A 19,005-nucleotide genomic window follows, 5' to 3' on the forward strand; every position below is an offset into this window, starting at 1 on the left:
GGGCTGGGCGGACATGGGGGAGCTTCTCTGCAAAAACGGTCTCATAGCATTTGCCGCGACCGCGGACGAGTGCGCACGGCCTGCAGCCGCTGTTCACGGCGGCCGCGCCGACAGCCGGCGGCGACAGGCCCTTTACGCGCCCTTGGCGGCGGACGGGAACAGGGCCAGAATGTCGTGGACAAAATTGTCCGGGCCATAGCGGTCGAGCAGCCGCTTCAGCGCTTCGCGCTTGCGCCGGATGACATTCTTGTCGTCGGCGAGCGTGGCGAGCCGGTCGGGAAGCGCGCGGATGGCATCGGGCGCCTCGGCGCAGAACACCACCGCCTCTTCCCACAGCTCCTTCGGCCCCGGCGGCTGCCACATATCGGCGAGGATGACCGGGATCGACCCGTTCACCGCCGATTCTCAGAGACGGATCGTGTTCGGCCCGCTGCCGGACGGGCACAGCGAGAACACCGAATCGTTCATGATCGCCTTGAAGTCCGACGAGTGGCAGTCGTTCACCAGGCCCGTCGCCGTTTCGGACCGCTGCATGATCTGATGATCGTAGACGATCTGCTGGTAGTGCCACGCGTCGCGATCGACCACCATGCCGCGCGGATCGTCCTTCAGCAGATCGATGATCATGTTGCGCGACTTGGTGAGATAGACCGGCGTCGCCTTCGCCCCCACGAAGGAGAACAACCAGCGCCGCGTGCGGCGGATGTCAGCGTCGTCGGTCGCGACCTGCTGCACCGGATAGAGCGGGAAGGGCAGCACCCGCGTCGCAGGCGCCTTGGGAAAGGAGGTTTCCCCGACCACATTATGCGACCAGAACAGGTCGGTGATCCCGGCCTTGGCGAACAGGTGGCCGGTATCGCGCCCCCGTATGTGCTGGCACACCGTGACCACGCGCTTGTAGAGGCTCAACTTCTCGGCAAATCCGTCGAGCCGCCCCTGAAGCTCGCGGGTGCGCGGGTTGTTCGGGCCGACCGTGTTGATCAGGTCGATCAAGGTGGCGAAGGGAAAGCCGAAATAAACGGTGTCGTACAGCGCCTTCTCCTCCGGAAGGCTGGCGCGCATCCGCTCGAAGGCATGTTTCTCGGTGATCGCGGGATATTGCCACTCGTCGTCATAGCCGAGCCATGCCGGGCGCGGCGTCATCTCCCGCCCATATTCCTCGTCCCAGCGTTCGAAGGTGCGGTTGAAGCGCAGCGAGGCGAACTGAGAGACGTTCTGCGACCAGATTTCCACGTCGAGCCGGGCCGGGTCGGTCAGGCTTTCGCCGGGATGGACCATGGCCACGCCGCCCGAGACCCGGCGATCGCGCTTCTTGTCGTAGTGGCGCAGATTGGTCTCGTGCACATGGACCGAGCGCACGAACGGGAAGGGATTGTAGATCGAATAGCCGAACACCGAGAACAGATAGGCGATCTTGTTGTCGCAGCGCGGCACGCCGAGCGGCACGGCGAAATTCGCGTCCAGCGACGTGTCGTCCCCGGCGTCGGGGATAAAGGCCCACGTATCCTGCGACCAGTGCGGATGGGGATGGGGGACCGAGCGGTCGCCTTCCTTGTCGAAGCGGCTGAGCGCGATGAACGCCCTGGGATCGCGATCGAAGATCTCCGAAATCCGCCCGATCGTGTTGTCGAAGAACAGGTCGCTATTTGCGAGGATGGAGATGCGTCCGGGGCAGATGCGTCGGCTGGCCTCGATCCAGTCCTGATAGGTCGGCCGGTGGTCCAGCCGGATCATCTTCAGGCGGAAATCGAAGCGGGGCGGCGGCGTGTCGTCGTCCACCAGCAGCACGATCTGCGCGAAGGCTCCATTGGCGAGATTCCGGTCAAGGCAGAACAGCAGCTCTTCGGCGCGCGCCGCGTCTTTCGGCGTGTAGAACGGTACGAACAGATAGAGCGCCCGCCCCGGCGCGTCGCCATAGGCCTCGTCGGCCGGAGGGGCGCTTTCGCCCAGCCGATCCCGCTTCGCCTCTATCCATGCCGCGTCGGGCTTCAGCTCCAGCGCGAGGCCGTAGGCGTCACGCGCGGCATCCAGCCGCCCCGCGCGCGCCAGTCGATCGCCTTCGAGCTCATAGGCCAGATAGGTTTTCTGCTCTTTCCCCTTCAACGTCCCAGCCTCATCTTCCCAAGCCCGCAAGGGAAACAACCGCGCCCACCCCAAACAATCGTACCGAAGCGCCTCCCGAACCCGCCGCGGAATGTCGGGCGTTCGCCGATGGGCTCAACATCTCGCCGCCGACCTGTCGCGGGAGCGCTGACGGTCCGGCGAAGCGCCGTCAGTCCTCAAGCTCATACCAGTCGTCGAAGCCCATCTCGGTTCGCTTGTAGCCGAGCGGCTCCAGCAACTGCTGGATCTTCTCGCGCATCGGCGTGCGATTGTGCTCGATGGTCATGAGCCGGATGCGCCAGCGGTCGAAGGGGAAGTGACTGAGAATCTCGTATTCGCTTCCCTCGGTGTCGATCGACATGAAATCGATCTCGCGCGGCGCGTTGTGCTGCACGAGGAAATCATCGAGCGAGACGGTCGTGACATGCATCACGCGGCCATCCTGCCGGAATGCTTCGCGGCGCTCGGCATGCGGGTCGTCCTGTGCATATTCGGCGATGCCGCCGAAGGCATCGGCCAGGATGAATTCCACCTCCTGGCCGGTGACGCCGCCGATGCAGGCCGGGGAGGTGATGCACGAACGGTTCTGCTGGAGCTGGCGGAACAGCTCAGGATTCGGCTCGGCGCAGATGCCGTTCCAGCCGTACTCGGTCTCCAGCAGGTAGGAATTGGACAGCTTGACGCCATCGGTCGCGCCGAATTCGACGAAGAAGCCGCCGCGCTTGTAGCCGGTCCTCTCCAGCACCCAGAGGTCCTGACCAAGTTGGGAGACCGCGCGGGCCTCCAGGTTTTCGGGCGTTTCCGGGCCCGATCGGGCCTGCGGGTTCATGATCTGGCCGCGCTTGAGCGACAGGGCGAGCTCATGGTTGAGCAGGTCGATCTCGGTCCGCATGGAAGCGAGCCGGGCCGCGTAGTTCACCGGCTCCTTGCGCGCCTGCTTCCAGTCGGCGTTCAGCAGATCGCTCGCGTCGGGCAGCAGCCCCATGCGCGCGGTCTCGCGCACGCGGCGGCCTCGCGCCAGCAGCGCCGCGTCCTCATGCGGCTCGACCAATCGGATCGCGGCGGCGAAATGCTCGTCGGCGCCGGCATCGTCCTTGATGCTCGCAGCCGCGCGCCCGAGGCTGTTATGGACCATGGACAGCATCATGTTCGCGATGAGCGGGCGCTTGCACCCCCAGGCCGCCGCCTGACGCAGCAGCGAACGCGCCGCGGCAAGGTCGCCGACCTGCGACAGCGCCGCCGCGACGAAAAGGGTCAGACGGGCGCGCTCGGGATGCGCCTCGATGGCGACCAGATCCTGGGTCGCGAGGTCTTCCCAGTCGCCCTCTCGCCATTTACGGCGATACAACTCCAGAAGGTCGAGGCGCGACGTCTCCGGCGGCAAAGGCGCTGGCGCTGCGTCCCCGCTCATAGCGCGCCATCCCTCAGCAGCAGATCCTTGATGAGTTCCACCTGACTGCTGGAGCGCAGAAGCGCCTCACGCATCGCGGCCTGGCGGAACTCAAGTTCCTGCCTTTCCTTGACCAAGGCCTCATCGCCCTTTGTGCTCTGGGTCTGCGCCGCCGACAGCTTCTCGCTGAGCACCTTGATTTCCGCCTGCTGGCCGCGCACCTGATCCAGCAGCGCCTTACGCTCCGCCTGCAGGGTGGCCATCTGCTCCTTCATCGCCGCATTCTGCGTCACATAGGCGACGGACTTCGCCTCCAGCGCCTGGCGCTTGGCGTCGCCCTCGGCCTGCTGCTTGGTCAGCATGTGCTCCAATGCCACACAACGATCGACGAAACTCGACATAGCCTGATCGGAAGCGGCAGCCTGCTGGGCACAATAGGCCACAATACGTTCGACCTCGCCGATACGCGCATCGGCCAACGCGACAAACCCGGCCGTCTGCTCAAGACGGGCATGAACGCCCGCGAAACTTGCCTGAGCGTCAGCTATAGTAAGGAGACCCTTTTCTGTGGACGGATCATTGTAATACTTCGTAATCAAACGAACAATCCTCTTGGCGATTGAACGTTTGAAGCGAACAGCAAATTTAGACTTTGCCAACTACGCCTCCACAACCCTGTCCCTTAGAGTTTCTATAGCGTGCAGCTTGTAGATTGGAAAGGAGAAAACGTCGAGGTTGCATGGCTTGGACGCCACCGGAATACCCCCGGCATGATGCTTGCGAATATCGGAGCCGCTGTGGGAAAGGACGTCCTTATTTCGCTACGTTAATGCGCTCTCAGACTACTTCTAAAGGCCAATATCGACGTCGGCCTGGAGGGTGCGCAGTTCGCTCCAGCGGCGGAAGAACATCTGCATCCGCTCGCTCCGCGAATCCGCGACCACCTGCTCCAGCAAGCCATGAAGCGTGCCGGCCAGATCGCCCCCACCCATCGCCGCCGCCTTGCGCTGACCGTTCGCCACGAGCTGGCGTCGTCCATCCGCGTCGTCGAGCGGGACAAGCGCTGACAGCAGTGCGGCGTGGTCGCCATCGGCGAAGGCGAGGACAGGGTCCTCCGTGTCGAACCCCGACGGCGCGACCTGCGCGGCAATCACCGGGCAGCCGCAGGCCATGGCCTCGATCGCGGTCAGTTCCATCGCCTCCGTGGGCGAGGGATAGATCAACCCCAAAGCGCCCGAATAGGCGCGGGCCAGTTCCTCTCCCCCGATATCGAGGCATTGCAGCGTCACATGGGAGGGGAGTCGGGCGGACAGGTAAAAGGCGAACCAGGATGGACGGCCAACGCACAGGACATGCACCGCCTCTCCTTTAAGCCGCTTCAGGGCGCCGACGAGCATCGCCGCGCCGTTATCGGCCGCGCGTGCCTCGTTGCCTCCGCGCAGCACGAGATAGCGCTCCGGCACGCCGTGCGAGGCGCGGAACGCCGCGATCTCGGCGTCGCCGCGCGGGCGAAACACGCCCAGGTCCAGCGGGGGGGCGCAACTGGCGATCCGGCTCGCATCTATCGAGGGGTAGACGCGCGTGAGATCGGCCCGTGCGGTCTCGGACAGGCAGAGATACGCCGACGCGAAGCTCAGCGCCGTCTCCTTCTCCTTCCAGATGCGCAGGCTCACATCGAACTGCTCGCGCTCGGGGATCATGTCGGCGACCAGTGCGACCGAGGGGATCGTCAGCGGCGAACTGTGCCACGTCGAGACGAAGGCCTCGGCCCCGACCATCCGCGCGGCGGCGTCGATGAAACGTGAATCCTCCGCAGTGTTGCCGAGATGATAGGAGGGGAAAGCGATGCGGCGGGCGCCGGCAACATCCGGGCATCCGCCTCGATCCAGCAGCACCAGATCGACATCCGTGCGCATGGCGAGCGCCGGCAGCAGCGCCGACCAGACCCGCGTCAGGCCGGGCCGGCCGAGCGCATAGGCCAATGTGTCGACCAGCAGCCTCATGCCCCGGCTCCCAAACGGCCGGAAGCGGCGCCTTCGCCGCCCCCGCGCTTGGCCTCGTCGCCCAGCACCCTCAGTCTCTCGTGGACCAGGTCATAGCTCGACGCCCCCCAGTCGCGCGGCCCCGTCCATCCGATCCGGCTCTCGAAGGCGGCGCGCGACATGGTGAGATAGGGCGAGATGAGTCGGCGGGCATAGTGGCGCCAGATGCGCCGCCCCTCCTCATAGCCCCGGCTTTCAGCCGAGGTCGACAGGCCCGTGGGGTTCTGGAAGTAGACGACGTGGGGCGTGTTGATCTTGTAGAAGCTCTTGTCGTACGCGAGGCATCTGAGCCAGAACTCATAATCACCGGCCGAGCGGTACTGGGTATCGAACAGGCCGATCTCGTCATGCAGCCTCTTGCGCCACATCGGCGCATTATGCGGGGAGTTGAACTCCAGCATGTTATTGCGCGTCACCAGCGGCAGGTCGCTCCTGAAGTCGCAGCGCGCGACCTCGTCGAAGCCGAACGCGCTGTCCATGCTGTAGAAGAAGTCCTGATACGCCACATCGGTTTCCGGGTGCGCATCGAGCGTGGCGGCCTGAAGCTCGAAGGAGTCCTGGCGCCTCAGATCGTCGAGATTGACGTTGGTTATGTATGCGCCGCGGGCCAGCCCGATGCCGACGTTCCAGGCGTCGTAGATGCCGATACGGTAATTGATCCGGCGATAGACGATGTTGGGATAGACGCGTTGGTAGCGCTCGATGATCTCGGCTTCGCCCTCGGGCGAATCCGCATCGATGATGATCAGCTCGCTCTCGGCGAACAGCGTCTGATGGACGATGTTCTCCAGGAAACTCTCGATGAACTGGCGGCCGCGATAGAGGCTCGCGATCGCCGAGACCCGATAGTGACCGGAATGGGTGAAATGGCGCTGCTCCAGCGGCACGACCTCGGGCGCGGCCGGCATTATTCCGAGCGCGGCGACCCGCTCGTCCCACATCTGCCGGGTCAGAAAGCGGTCGGTCCCCATGATCCAGACCTGCTCGATGCCCGAGCCGGGATCGGGATGCCGCAGCCGGCCGAGATACTCGTTCACGAACTGGCGGACCAGTGCCTCGCGGCTGCCGTTCTGCTCGCGCAGCACATGCTTGTAGAACTCGATGTCGCGGGGCTTGGCGGCGCCGTTGCGGAACAGCGCTTCGCCGAGGTCGAGAATGAATTCGCCGTCCGTGCCGCTCGTGATCTCGTCGGCGTCGGCGAGGCGCCGGCCGTCCTCTGCGCTGGCCGCGACCTCCCCGATGAACTTGGAGAGCGGCATGCCCCGCAAGAGTTGATCGCGATAATGCGCATAGCCCCGGCGGTCGGGATCACGCTGCAGGAAATGATTATAAACCAGCCGAATGACCAGGGAGATGTCGGTCCCGCGCATCGTCTTCAGACTGTCGCGTCGCTTCTTGCCCAGAAGCGACTTCAGCTTGCCGGACAGGTAGTCCCTAATGCCGCGCTTGCGGCGCCCGGAGGAACCTCCCGATTTTTGCGACACGTCACCCATCAAGCCCAGTCCGATTCGCTGCCCTCGCGGACAACCTAGCATCCCACGCAAGGGGCCGTGACAGCCCCGCCCACGCCTCTATGGCCGGACGGACGCAGGCGACAGTCGCTTCAGCCGCCGAGCAACTGCCCGGCCCACACCCGATCATAGCTGTAGCCGATACCGGACAGGCAGCCCGGCAACACCTTGCCGTTCAAGGCGAAGCGCATGCCGCGCCAAGTGACGCTCTTGGAGAAACGGTGCGCGAGCAGCGGCGAGAAGAAGTGCGGCTTCATGCCGTTGTCCACCCAGACCCGGTTGATCTCCCGTGCGCCGACAGTCGCGAGGAGCTGGCTGGTCTTGGCGCTGTCATGCTGCCGGAACGCGCCGAGGAAGCGGTTCGCACGCCGGAACCGTCCGATTTTCATGTAGCGGACGAACAGGTCGTAATCCATGGCGAACTGGAAGCTGCGATCGACATTGCCGCCCTTCTCCCAGAGCGAGCGGCGCCAGAAGCAGGTTTCCTGCGGGATGAGGTCCCAGCGGCTCATCAGATAGGAGGAATGCCGGGGCAGCAGCCAGTACCAGATCGCCTTGTCGTCGGCATCGACCGCGAGGCGATGGCTATAGATGAAATCGACATCGGGATTGTTCTTGAAGAACCAGTTCACATAGTCGAGCGCCCCGGGCGCCAGCATGTCGTCGCTGTTGAGCCAGGCCATGATCTCGCCGGTGGAGCGCTCGAAGCCGCTGGCGATCGCATCCGACTGCCCCCCGTCCCGCGCCGAGGTCAGGTGCGAGATATGCGCCTCGTAGGGCTTCAGTATGTCGACCGTATTGTCGCTCGAACCGCCATCCATGACGATGTATTCGAGGTTCGGATAGCGCTGGCCGACGACCGACCGCACCGTCCTCTCGATGAAGCGGGCGTGGTTATAGGACGGCGTGACGATAGATATCTTCGAGTAACTCATGATCAATCTATCTTCTTCTTGAACGCCGCATAGATGTAGTCGCCACGCCCGCGCCAGTCGAACAGGACGCGGCAGATGATGGCGAGGCTCTCCGCGCGGCGGATGTCGTCCGGCGGCACCACCACCCCGTGGGGCACGAAGCCGCCGAGCCCGATCTCGTGCATCTTGATGCTGAGCCAGGACCAGCCGGGATGCGACCAGGTGCGGTGCTTCACCATCTTCATGCCGGCGCGGTCGGCCAGCAGGCCAAGGCTCTTGGCCGAGAACAGATGGCGATGATAGGGCGCGTGCCAATGCGACCAGGTGGGGCCGAACATCTCGATCTGGATCGAATCGAGGTTCGGCGTGCTCAGTATGATCACGCCATTCTCGGCCAGCAGCGAGGAGAGCTGCTGGATCGCGGCGAGCGGATCGTTGAAGTGCTCGATGGTCTGGCCGAGGAAGATGACGTCGAACCTCACCTCCGGCGGCACCAGCGTCAGCGCGTCCTCGACCTCGGCGGTCCAGACGCGGTGCCCCTTGCCGCGCGCGATCTCCGCCGCATCGGCATTGGGCTCCAACCCGCAGGTGTCCCAGGTGTTCAGCTCGGCGAGGCGATCCAGCAGCTTGCCGTCAAAGCAGCCGACATCGAGGAAGCTGAGACGCGCGCCCGTGCCCGTGCCGGGCCGGGCCGCCTTCAGCATGATGTTGATTTCTTCGAGCGACTGGTCGGGCCACGTCAACAGACCCTTGCGGATCGCATATTCGCGGGTCCGCTTGGACAGCTTGGCGCGGGCGAGCTTCCTCAGCGTGCTGCGGCGCGCCCGGAACTTGCGATAGGGGCTGCCATAGCCTTCTTCCGGGTAGCTGATCTCGGGATTGGGATTATTGTAGTTGCGCGCGTAAAGGTCCTTCAGTTCCTCGCGGCTGAGCGGAGGATAGTAGGACACCACGTCTTCTTCCTTGTGGTAGTAGACGTAGCTGATCAGCTTGTCGCCGAAGCGCGTGTCGCGGGTGCTGAACAGCAGCGCCGACGGCGGCAGCTGGTCGATCGGGCTGACAGGCGCCTGAGGAAAGTGAGCCGGCGCCAGGCCGGGCGGCGGCGGCAGCTCCTTGAACGGGATCGGGAAGAAAAGCTGCCGGTCCTTGTTGAAGCGCTCGATAAAGCGCCGGATCTTGTTGCGGGCGTTGTTGAAGACATAGCGCGGATAGCGCAGCCACCATTCGATGCGCGGGATTTCCCGGCGAAGCGCCCGGCGCCGCTCGTCCATCTCGGCATAATAGACGTCCATGTTCTGGCTGAGCTGCCCCGGCCGGACACGGAAGGAACTGACATTGCCGGTCAGCTTCTTGAACGGGAAATGGAAGGCGAGACGGACCCAGAGGTCCCAGTCGCCGGCCGCCCGCAGGCCACGATTGAGGCCTCCTACGTAATTATACGCGCGCCGTGTGAAGAACACCCCGTCCTGAAACAGGATGTGGCGGCGGTAAAGCCGATAAAAATCGACATACTTCTGCTTGATGTTCGGGAATCGCCACCCGTTCACCGTCACGCTGTCTTCGAAATACACGACCTGATAGGACGGATAACGGGAGAACGCGTCCACGGCGCGCGAGAGCGCGCCATTCTCGTACACGTCGTCAGCATTGATATAGGCGAAAATGTCGCCCGTCGCGTAGATGAAGCCCTTGGCGATCGCGTCATACATGCCATGGTCGGGTTCATGGATGAAATGAGTGAGACGATCGGCATATTCGCGGATGATCTCGACCGAACCGTCCGTCGAGCCGCCATCGACGATGATATATTCGAGCTCGACATTCTTCTGGTTCAGAACCGACTCTATCGTCTCGCGGATCGTATCGGCATTGTTGAACACCGGCGTCACGATGCTGATGCGCGGGCGCGGCTTGGCCGGGAGCAAGGGGAATTCCTGGCATAGAATTCCCTGGAACAGCCACTCGCCATATTTTTTAACCGCAGCGATCGCGCGCGGAAGCCGGCAACCCCAGCGCCGGTCGTCGAATTCGCGCTCGGCCTTACGCACCGCGTCATGGGTCCGCGTCATGGATGCCGCGAGATCCCGCGACATCTTCCGCACGGCGGCCTGCCCGTCGAGATGCTCCTTCTCGATGGCGGCGAGCCGACCCGACAGTCGCTCCACTTCCTGCTGCTGGCGAGTAATGGTCTCGCCGGCCTCCCTCATCTGTTCCAGCAGGCCTTCGATCGCGTCCTGCTTGCCGCGGCGGTCGACATTGAGCTCGTCGATCACCTCCTCGATCACGCCGAAGACCGGGCCCTCGTCCCAGCCGCGCGGCACGAAGTTCGCGACTTTGAAATTGTCGAATGCGCCCGGCGGCAGCACGAAATGCTTGCGCAGGTCGAGGCTTTCCTTGCGCAGGTAGAAATTGTTCAGCCCGTCGAACCAGACCTTCTCGTAGCCGTTCTCGACCAGCACATATTCCCATTCCTGCCAGGTCGGCTCGGTGCCATTGACGACCACGGCTTCGATCACGACGAGAACCGGGCGGAAGCGGGTCCAGTCGGCGCTCTTGAGCACCGCGAGTTCCGCACCCTCGACATCGATCTTGAGGAAGTCGATCTGCCGCTCGCCGACATGGCGCTCGCAGACATCGCGGAGCGTCACGATGTCCACGGTCTGCTCGCGCACCACATGACCCTGCGCGGCGAGCATGTCGGCGACGTTCTTGTCCATCGTCGAGTTTTCCGGGTAGTCGACGATCTCATAGAACGTCGCGACACCGGTCTCGTCGCCAACGAGCGCCTGAAGATTGATATCTTCGGGCCGCCCAGCCTCAAGTCGCCGGAAGAAGCGCGGCAGCGGCTCGATGTTGATGCCGCGCCAGCCGGCATCGTAGAAATGCTTCGTCACCGATACATAGAGCGGATCGGCGGCGCCAAGATCGATGTAAGTCCCCCGATAATCTTCAGGGAACAGCCGCGCAATCATGACATCTTCGAAATTCTGGGCGTAAGAAATCATAGATTGCGATCCAAACCGGCCGAAACCGGCATACAGAGACGGAATTGGGGAGAAATCACGGAGACGACATCGCGGGCGCGCGGCGGCACCCCCCGCGACCAGACCTTCTCCACAGTATTTTCAGGAAGCACTGACAGGCCCGAGATGGCGACAAGTTCAGGGCGGCCGAAGCAAAGCCCACTCACAAGCCGCACCTGACGGCCTCACGCCATCGAGCCGCCCCCCGGCGGACCTGACGCGCCACCCGAATAGCTGCGGGAGAACCGATCTCTATCGATGCGAACGGCGATGGCACTCTTCGTCCGCCTGCCTTTACGTGAAAGCAAGAACCCGCCGCGCGTTGAGGGCGCGGTCACAGGCTCAGTACTAGTGCGCCTTTAACCATTCCGCAACATTGGAGGCCCGGACGGACGGCAAGATCTGGGGATTTTCGTCACCGCCCCGCAAGCGCACCATGTTCCAGATTCCGATGCGGCAACAAGGCAGTGGCCCCACGGCTCACCGACCAATCCCGATGCCGGCTAAGAATTCCGCACGACCCGCCGCGCCGACGACGTTCAGGCAGCGGAGCCCTGCACCCGCTCGGAATAATGCCCCGTGAGGAAGGCGTCGTATGCATCGCGGATGCCCGCCCGCAATTCGATCTTCGGCGCCCAGCCCATCTCGCGCAGGCGGTCGGCGCTCATCAGCTTGCGCGGCGTGCCGTCCGGCTTGGAAAAGTCGTGCACGATCTCGCCGGTATAGCCCACCACCTCGCAGACAAGCTGCGTCAGCTCAAGGATGGTGACGTCCTCCCCCGAGCCGACATTGACATGCTCATAGCCGGAATAATTCTTCAGCAGGAAAACCAGCGCGTCGGCGCAGTCGTCGCAGTGCAGGAACTCGCGGCGCGGAGTGCCGGTGCCCCACATGGTGATCGAGGGCGCGCCCGCGATCTTGGCCTCATGCGCCTTGCGGATCAGCGCCGGCATCACATGACTGGAATTGAGATCGAAATTGTCGCCGGGGCCGTAAAGATTGGTCGGCATGGCCGAGATGAAGTCGTAGCCATACTGCTTGCGATACGCCTGAGCGAGCTTGATGCCGGCGATCTTGGCGATGGCGTACCACTCGTTGGTCGGCTCCAGCGGGCCGGTGAGCAACGAGCTCTCCTCGATCGGCTGGGCCGCCAGCTTCGGGTAAATGCAGGACGAGCCGAGGAACAGCAGCTTCTCCACGCCGACCCGGTGCGAGGCGTCGATGATGTTCGCCTCGATCATCAGGTTGTCGTAGAGGAAGTCAGCCGGGTAGGTATCGTTGGCGAGGATGCCGCCGACCTTGGCCGCCGCCAGCACCACCGCGTCCGGCCGGGTGTCGGCCATGAACGCCTCGACATCGGACTGCCGCTTGAGATCGACCGTCTTGCGGTCGGAGACGACAAGCTCGCAGGGTTCCGAGCCGAGGCGGCGCACCACGGCCGAGCCGACCATGCCGCGATGGCCGGCCACCCAAACCTTCTTGCCCGCGAGATCGTACATGCTCAGGCTTCCTTCATGATGGTCGAGGTTTCCATGACCTTGAGATCCTCGGTCACCATTTCGCGGCACAGTTCGCGAACCGGGGTCTCGTGCTTCCAGCCGAGCTTGGCATGGGCCTTCGCCGGGTTACCGATCAGCAGTTCGACCTCGGTCGGACGGAAATAGCGCGGATCGACTTCCACCACGACCTTGCCGGTACGCTTGTCGTAACCCTTCTCGTCGACGCCGGTGCCGCGCCACTCGATATCGATGCCGACATCCTCGAACGCCCAGGTGACAAAATTACGGACTTCCGTCGTCTCGCCGGTGGCGAGCACATAGTCGTCCGCCTCGTCCTGCTGCAGCATCAGCCACATGCCGCGCACATATTCGCGGGCATGGCCCCAGTCGCGGCGCGCGTCGAGATTGCCGAGATAGAGCTTGTCCTGCCGACCGAGGCGGATCGCGGCCGCGGCGCGGGTGATCTTGCGGGTGACGAAGGTCTCGCCGCGCAGCGGGCTCTCATGGTTGAACAGGATGCCGTTGGAGGCGTGCATGCCATAGGCCTCGCGGTAGTTCACCACGATCCAGTAGGCATAGAGCTTGGCGGCGGCGTAGGGGCTGCGCGGATAGAACGGCGTCTTTTCCGACTGCGGCACTTCCTGGACCAGACCGTAGAGCTCGGAGGTCGAGGCCTGGTAGAAGCGCGTCTTCTTCTCCAGCCCGAGAATGCGGATCGCCTCCAGGAGGCGCAGCGCGCCGATCGCGTCGGCATTGGCGGTATATTCAGGAGTCTCGAACGACACCTGCACATGCGACTGCGCGGCGAGGTTGTAGATTTCGTCCGGCTGGGCCTGCTGCACGATGCGGATCAGGTTGGTCGAGTCGGTCATGTCGCCGTAATGCAGGATGAAACGCGGGTCAGACGCGTGCGGATCCTGATAGATGTGCTCGATGCGGCCCGTGTTGAACGACGAGGAACGCCGCTTGATGGCATGAACAACATAGCCCTTGCCGAGCAGCAGTTCGGCGAGATAGGCACCGTCCTGTCCGGTAACGCCAGTGATCAGCGCGACCTTACCGTTACGTTCAACTTTAGACGACATGAAGTTTCTCGATCTCTGTAGAATGGACGCGGTGAGCCGGATTCTGCACCTCGACCCCGATTTCATATCGAACAGTTAACCATGCAAGGTCAAGCCGCAAACCTCGGCAATTCCGGCCTGCACCAAGGCTTTCGGCGCTGGCGAAGAATTACGCACAAGGCAGGCGCACCAGCACGGCGCGCGGTCGTCTCAGGGCGTTGATGCGGGCTCCGCCACCCGCTCCAGCCGGCAGCCGCGATGAGGAGCCTCATCGACATTCGTGCGAATCGGCGCGCAATCCGACGTCCGGCGCAGGTGGTGATAGGCCAGCGTCGCGTCGGCCACGCCGGGAAAGTCGCGTGTGTTCTCGAATCCCCAGATCGGCCCCTGAAAGTCCCGGATCGTCGCGTCGATCCGGCGAGAGAGCGTTCCGGGATCGCCGGGCCGCACCAGGTTGCTATTGGACGTAATGACGCGAACGCCTGGCGGAAGACCGGGAATGACATGCGACAGAGCTGATGTGTCGAGGAAGACCACCAGCGCGCCGTCCGGCACCGCCGGCAGCGAGGCCTCATAGGCATGGGGTGCCGGCAGCGACCGGCTCCACCAGGGGTAGGAGGTGGCCTTGACGGCATAGGCGCCGAGGCAGATCAGCAGCCAGCCGACGATGAAAGCGTAGCGCCGCTCCCCCCACATCAGCGCGGCCGCGACGATGACGATTCCCGAATAGCTCTCGATCAGCGACAGATAGCGGTAGATCGAGAACTGGACCTGCCACAGCACGAAGGCGACGAACAGGAACACCGCCACCAGACCGGCCCGCCGCGTGCTCGGCTCGCGCCAGGCCTCACGACCGGCGACGACGAATTTCAGTGCGATCAACGCCACCGCCGCCAGCAGCATCAGCATGCGCGGGTCGCGCATGTGGATTTCGATGGCCCGGTTCGACAGCCGGAATGCCCAGCTCGCCGGATAGAGCAGGATCGAAGGCCAGTCCTGCGGCTTGAAGCGCTCGTCAGTCCAGCGCCCCGGCCCCACCCAGTCGGAGCGGAAGATGTCGTTGTAGGCGGGAAACACCGGATTGCCGGTGAGCTGGTAGTTGCTCCACCAGAATGGACCCGCCACGACCAGCGTCGCCAGCACGCCGCAGGCGCCGAACACGACGGCCGCGGCAATGGCGCGCCTTCCGCGCGGCAGCTCCGACAGGAACACCGCGAGGAACAGGCCGACAAACAGCGGCACCGTGGTCAGCTTCAGCCCGACGGTCACCCCGCACAGCAGGCCCGCCGCCGCGATCCTCGCGAAGCCGCCGCTGCCCGCCCTGCCCGGACGCGCGACACCCGACAGCCATAGCGCCAGACCGGCGAGAAAGGGCAGGCCCGGCACGATCTCGCTCATCGTGGTGCCGAGGGTGGAAAACGCCGCCGCCCCGGTGATGCCGAACAGCGCCCCGGCCGCCGCCAGCCCGTCGCGTCGCGGCCAGTCGTCGGGAAGGGTCAGCCGTCCGGCGAGAAAGATCAGGAAGGCCGCCGGCGCATAGGGCAGCGCCATCAGCACCGAGAGCAGGCGCGGCCAGGCATTAAGCGCGTCGGTCAGCCGGAAATACAGCGCGTCGAGCCCGGGATAGAAGAAGCTCTGGAGCTGCGCGGGCGCGATGTCCTGCGGGCGCCCGCCGGTGACCGCCGCGAAGCCGTTATAGCGGTGATAGATGCGCAGATCCGGCGTGCCGTCGCCCCCGAGCATAAAGCCCGCTACGCCGAAGAACACCACGAACAGCGCGAACACCAGCAGGAGGCCGTGCTGCGCCAGCCGGTCGCGCAGCGGATGGAGCGCGGCCGGACAGGGCGGACGGCTCACTATGGCGAGCCCGTGCTCCAGGCGATCGCCGAGCGCGGCTAATCCCGGCTCGCGGGCGACCATGAGACCAGCTCCCTGATACGGCTCGTAAACCGTTCCGGCGCGAATGCCGCCGCCCGGTCCCCGGCGCGGCGACCGATCGCCACACGCGTCTCCACCGGCCCGGACAGCAGCTCCGCCGTTCGCACCACCAGCTCGGCCTCGTCCTCGTAGAGGAAGCCGTCCACCCCGTCATGGATGATCTCGGGCGCACCGCCGGCCTTCAGCGCGAAGGCGACGCACTGCGCGGACATGGCCTCGACGATGGCGATGCCGAAATGCTCGGCGAGTTCCGGGCGACCGACGAGATCGGCGCCGAGCCCGGTGCCGTGCCAGTAAATCGCCGCATCGCGATACAGCGCGTCCAGTTCCTCGGTCGAGCAATTGACGTGGAACACCACCGGCAGGCCGTCGGCCAGATCCTGCAGCTCGCGCAGATAGTCCATATGCTCGGCGCCGGGGGTGGACGAGCCCGCCAGATGCAGTTCCACCTCGCCGCCCACGCGCTGACGCAGCACGCGAAATGCCTCGATCAGCCGATCCTGCCGCTTGGCGTGCCCGCCGACGAAGAAACGCCCGACATTGAGAATGATCGGCTTCTTGGCGTCGGCGTCGCCGCGATAATGCGGCACCGGAGGATAGGCCACATGGACCGGCCGGTCGGGCAATGCGCGCTGGTAGAGCTGCGATTCCACCGCCGCGCGGGTGAAGCCCGAATTGACGATGAACGCCTCGTAGTTCGCCAGGGTCTCGGGATCGAACCGCTCGCCCTTTCCGGGGCGGAACGGGAACTGGCAATGGTAGAAATTGCGCGCCGCCAGCCCGCCTATGGGCGGCAGCACGAAATTGCCCATCGTCACCATCACGTCGAACGGCGCCTGCGCCTCCAGTTCGGGCTCGGTGACGAGGCGGCAGGCCGACAGGTCAAGCCCGAACAGGGTGCCGAGCTCGTTCAGCCGCAACCGGGAATAGGGATGGGGTGTCGCCAGCGTCACCTCGTGATCGGCGGTCAGCGCGGCGGCGATCGTCAGCAGATAGCGCTCACCCCCGCCCGGCGTGAGGTTGTAGGCTGTGTAGAGCAGCGCCCGGCGCGCGTGACGGCCGGCCGGCCCGGCGGGGCGCGGCATGAATCGCGCCCGCGCCTTTGCCAGTTCCGCCGGATCGCGCGCTTCGAGATAGGCGCCCCAGCGTGCGAGGAACTTGGCGCGGTTGAGGTCGCCGAGCGCCTTCTTGCTCTGCGAGGGCAATGCCTCCTCGTTGATGGAATAGCCTTCCAGATGCACCACCGTCACCGACGGGCAAAGCCGGACGCGCAGGCCAAGCGCGGCGAGCTTGAAGCACAGGTCGGTGTCTTCGTAATAGGCCGGCTCGAAGGCGAGATCGAAACCGCCGGCCTCGAAGAACGTTTCCCGGCGCATCACCAGCCCGGCCGCGGAAATATAGTCGACATCCTGCGACACATGGCCCGCGATCGCCTCCGCCGGCTCCCCGCGAAGCTGGCGGTCGGGAATGCCGGAAGGTCCGAGCCTGCCGCCGGCTTCCTGAACCGTATTGTCCGGGAAAAGGAACACCGGGCCGGCGGCGCCGATGTCCGGATTGCCTTCCAACTCGCGTACCAGCGTCTCCAGCCAGCCCGGCGAGACGAACACGTCATTATTGAGCAGGCACAGCAGGCGCCCGCGCGCCTTCTCGGCAATGATGTTGTTGGCCTCGCCGAAGAAGCGGTTCACCCCGAGCGGATAAAGCCGCACGCCGGGGCCGACATCGCTGAGCAGCGCCAGATCGCTGCGCCGGCTGCCATTGTCGGCGATCAGGATTTCATAGGTCAGGCCCTGAGTGTGGGCCCAGATATGCTCGATGCACAGCCGCGTCATCGCCGCGGCGTTCCAGTTGATCACCAGGATCGAGACGTCCGGCGTCGGGCTGCACCAGGGCCGCGCCCGCTCGTGGAGCTGCGCTTGCGTGAGACCGTGGCGCAGGCCCGGCAGCAGCTTGTCGGCGCCGGCGCGGGCGGCAAGGGCGAGCATGAGCGGGCGATAAAGCGCATCCGCCGCCGCGCTCCAGCTCCCCGGCCGCCACGCAGCGATGCGCTGCTCGGCGGCGGCCCGCTCCTCGCCATTCTCGATCGCCCGGCGGAACACGCGGGTCGCACCGTCCTCGTCGCGCGGATCGAAATAGAACGGAAGATCGCCGGCATAATCGCGGATCGGGGCAAGGTCCGAGGTCACCGGCAGCTTGCCATAGGCGAGACTGTCCGCCACCGGCAGGCCGTAACCCTCCATGGTCGAGGGGAACGCGGTGAACAGGCAGTCGCGATACAGCCGGTCCAGCTCGTCGTCGTTCACGTCGCTCAGCAGCGCGATGCGCCCGGCCGCCCGCAGCGCCGCAACATCGGCGGAACGCGCCAGATCAAGATCGTCCCTCCCGACCAGAACCAGCATGGGCAGTTGGGCGCCGCCCTTCTCGTCCAGCAGCCGCCGCCAGACACGGCACAGGAAGACCTGGTTCTTGCGCCGGTCGATGGTGCCGACCGAGAGCACATAGGGCGCGGCTATGCCGTCGCGCAGCTCCGTCCGTCCGGCGGCCGCCGGTGCGAGGCTCGGCCCGAAGGGGATGACCACGATCGGCGCCCGGCGCTCAATGCCGCGCGCCGCGCACCATTGCTCGATATCCGCGCGCACGCTCGCGCAGGACACGAACACCATCTGCGCCTTCGACATCACCACGTCGAGCCATTCGGTGAACTCGGCGAGAGCACGCGGCTCGCTCAGCGACGGGTCGAGGATGGGGATGATGTCGTGCACCAGCACGCTGAAGGTCAGGCCCTCACCGGTGATCTTGCGGAACAGGTTCACATAATGGGCGTTCCACACCACGCCGGTGAACAGGACATGATCGCCCGCCTTGGGCTCGACATGAGGCGACGGCACGCGGTCAAGCAACGCGCGCAGCGCGGCGTTGGCGGGGCGTGCATTGTCAACGGCGGCCTTGACCTTTCCCTTGCGCTTCCGGTCCGCACCGGGCGGACGCCAGGCGCGCACGCCCGAGCCGCCGGCGACGGCGGGATACCACAGCGGCGGACGCGCCCCGTCCAGACCGCCGATGAACAGCTCGGTGGTCACACGGCCGACGCCGGTCACATGCTCATGCGAGGACAGCCAGTCCAGCGTGTCGCCCATGAAGAACCAGAGGATCGGAACATCGAGACCGCCCGAGGCCAGAAGGCGCTTGCGGGTGAGTTCGTCGAGCCAGCGGCGGAACCAGATGCGCGGGCGGCCCGCCCTGTTCTGCACCAGAAAACGGGTGCGCCGACAGGGTGCGCCGTTCCGGTGGAACAGCAGCCGGTACAGCCACTTCCTCGGCCGTCCGTCGGAATGAAGGAACGGCATGGCCAGCAGGCGTCGCAGAAATCCCGGTTTTTTCTTCTTGCGCCGGATGGCGGCGCCCGGCTTGGCACCGGCGCGCCCTGCCGTCCTATCTTCTGCCATGCCTGCCCGGCTCCCCCTGAATCAGCTTTCGCCAATTCCCGTGCGTCGTGTTGCTGGTAGTCAAACTAACCGGGA

12 protein-coding genes are annotated in these 19,005 nt (G+C 64.8%); all 12 read right to left on the reverse strand.

What is annotated here, in order from left to right; translation table 11 throughout:
* Positions 1-132: 132 nt before the first annotated feature.
* Positions 133-396 (reverse strand): hypothetical protein, encoded by a 264-nt coding sequence (locus VRZ77_RS16595; RefSeq protein WP_414593718.1) that lies wholly within the window; start codon positions 394-396, stop codon positions 133-135.
* A 9-nt stretch (positions 397-405) separates the two neighbouring features.
* Positions 406-2,103 (reverse strand): hypothetical protein, encoded by a 1,698-nt coding sequence (locus VRZ77_RS16600; RefSeq protein WP_414593719.1) that lies wholly within the window; start codon positions 2,101-2,103, stop codon positions 406-408.
* A gap of 169 nt (positions 2,104-2,272) precedes the next feature.
* A complete protein-coding gene (locus tag VRZ77_RS16605; RefSeq protein ID WP_414593720.1) occupies positions 2,273-3,514 on the reverse strand; it encodes an FkbM family methyltransferase in 1,242 nt (413 codons plus the stop codon).
* Positions 3,511-4,152 (reverse strand): hypothetical protein, encoded by a 642-nt coding sequence (locus VRZ77_RS16610; protein ID WP_414593721.1) that lies wholly within the window; start codon positions 4,150-4,152, stop codon positions 3,511-3,513. Before VRZ77_RS16610 ends, VRZ77_RS16605 begins: the two co-directional genes overlap by 4 nt.
* 189 nt (positions 4,153-4,341) lie before the next feature.
* Positions 4,342-5,496, reverse strand: coding sequence for a glycosyltransferase (locus tag VRZ77_RS16615; RefSeq protein WP_414593722.1), 1,155 nt, complete (start codon positions 5,494-5,496; stop codon positions 4,342-4,344).
* Positions 5,493-7,028 (reverse strand): glycosyltransferase, encoded by a 1,536-nt coding sequence (locus VRZ77_RS16620; protein WP_414593723.1) that lies wholly within the window; start codon positions 7,026-7,028, stop codon positions 5,493-5,495. The genes VRZ77_RS16615 and VRZ77_RS16620 overlap by 4 nt, the downstream gene beginning before the upstream one ends.
* A 110-nt stretch (positions 7,029-7,138) precedes the next feature.
* Positions 7,139-7,981 (reverse strand): glycosyltransferase family 2 protein, encoded by an 843-nt coding sequence (locus VRZ77_RS16625; RefSeq protein WP_414593724.1) that lies wholly within the window; start codon positions 7,979-7,981, stop codon positions 7,139-7,141.
* 2 nt (positions 7,982-7,983) lie between these two features.
* Positions 7,984-10,965, reverse strand: a complete 2,982-nt coding sequence (locus VRZ77_RS16630) for an FkbM family methyltransferase (protein ID WP_414593725.1) — start codon at positions 10,963-10,965, stop codon at positions 7,984-7,986.
* A gap of 557 nt (positions 10,966-11,522) precedes the next feature.
* Complete coding sequence (gene fcl, locus VRZ77_RS16635; RefSeq protein ID WP_414593726.1) at positions 11,523-12,482, reverse strand: GDP-L-fucose synthase; 960 nt, start codon at positions 12,480-12,482, stop codon at positions 11,523-11,525.
* A gap of 2 nt (positions 12,483-12,484) precedes the next feature.
* Entirely contained in the window at positions 12,485-13,567 is a 1,083-nt protein-coding gene (gene gmd / locus VRZ77_RS16640; RefSeq protein WP_414593727.1) for a GDP-mannose 4,6-dehydratase, read from the reverse strand.
* 189 nt (positions 13,568-13,756) lie between these two features.
* Entirely contained in the window at positions 13,757-15,466 is a 1,710-nt protein-coding gene (locus VRZ77_RS16645; RefSeq protein WP_414593728.1) for a hypothetical protein, read from the reverse strand.
* Entirely contained in the window at positions 15,442-18,930 is a 3,489-nt protein-coding gene (locus VRZ77_RS16650; RefSeq protein WP_414593729.1) for a glycosyltransferase, read from the reverse strand. Before VRZ77_RS16650 ends, VRZ77_RS16645 begins: the two co-directional genes overlap by 25 nt.
* Positions 18,931-19,005: the final 75 nt, after the last annotated feature.

Source organism: Ancylobacter sp. G4_0304 (genome assembly GCF_047501495.1).
Classification (GTDB): domain Bacteria; phylum Pseudomonadota; class Alphaproteobacteria; order Rhizobiales; family Xanthobacteraceae; genus Ancylobacter.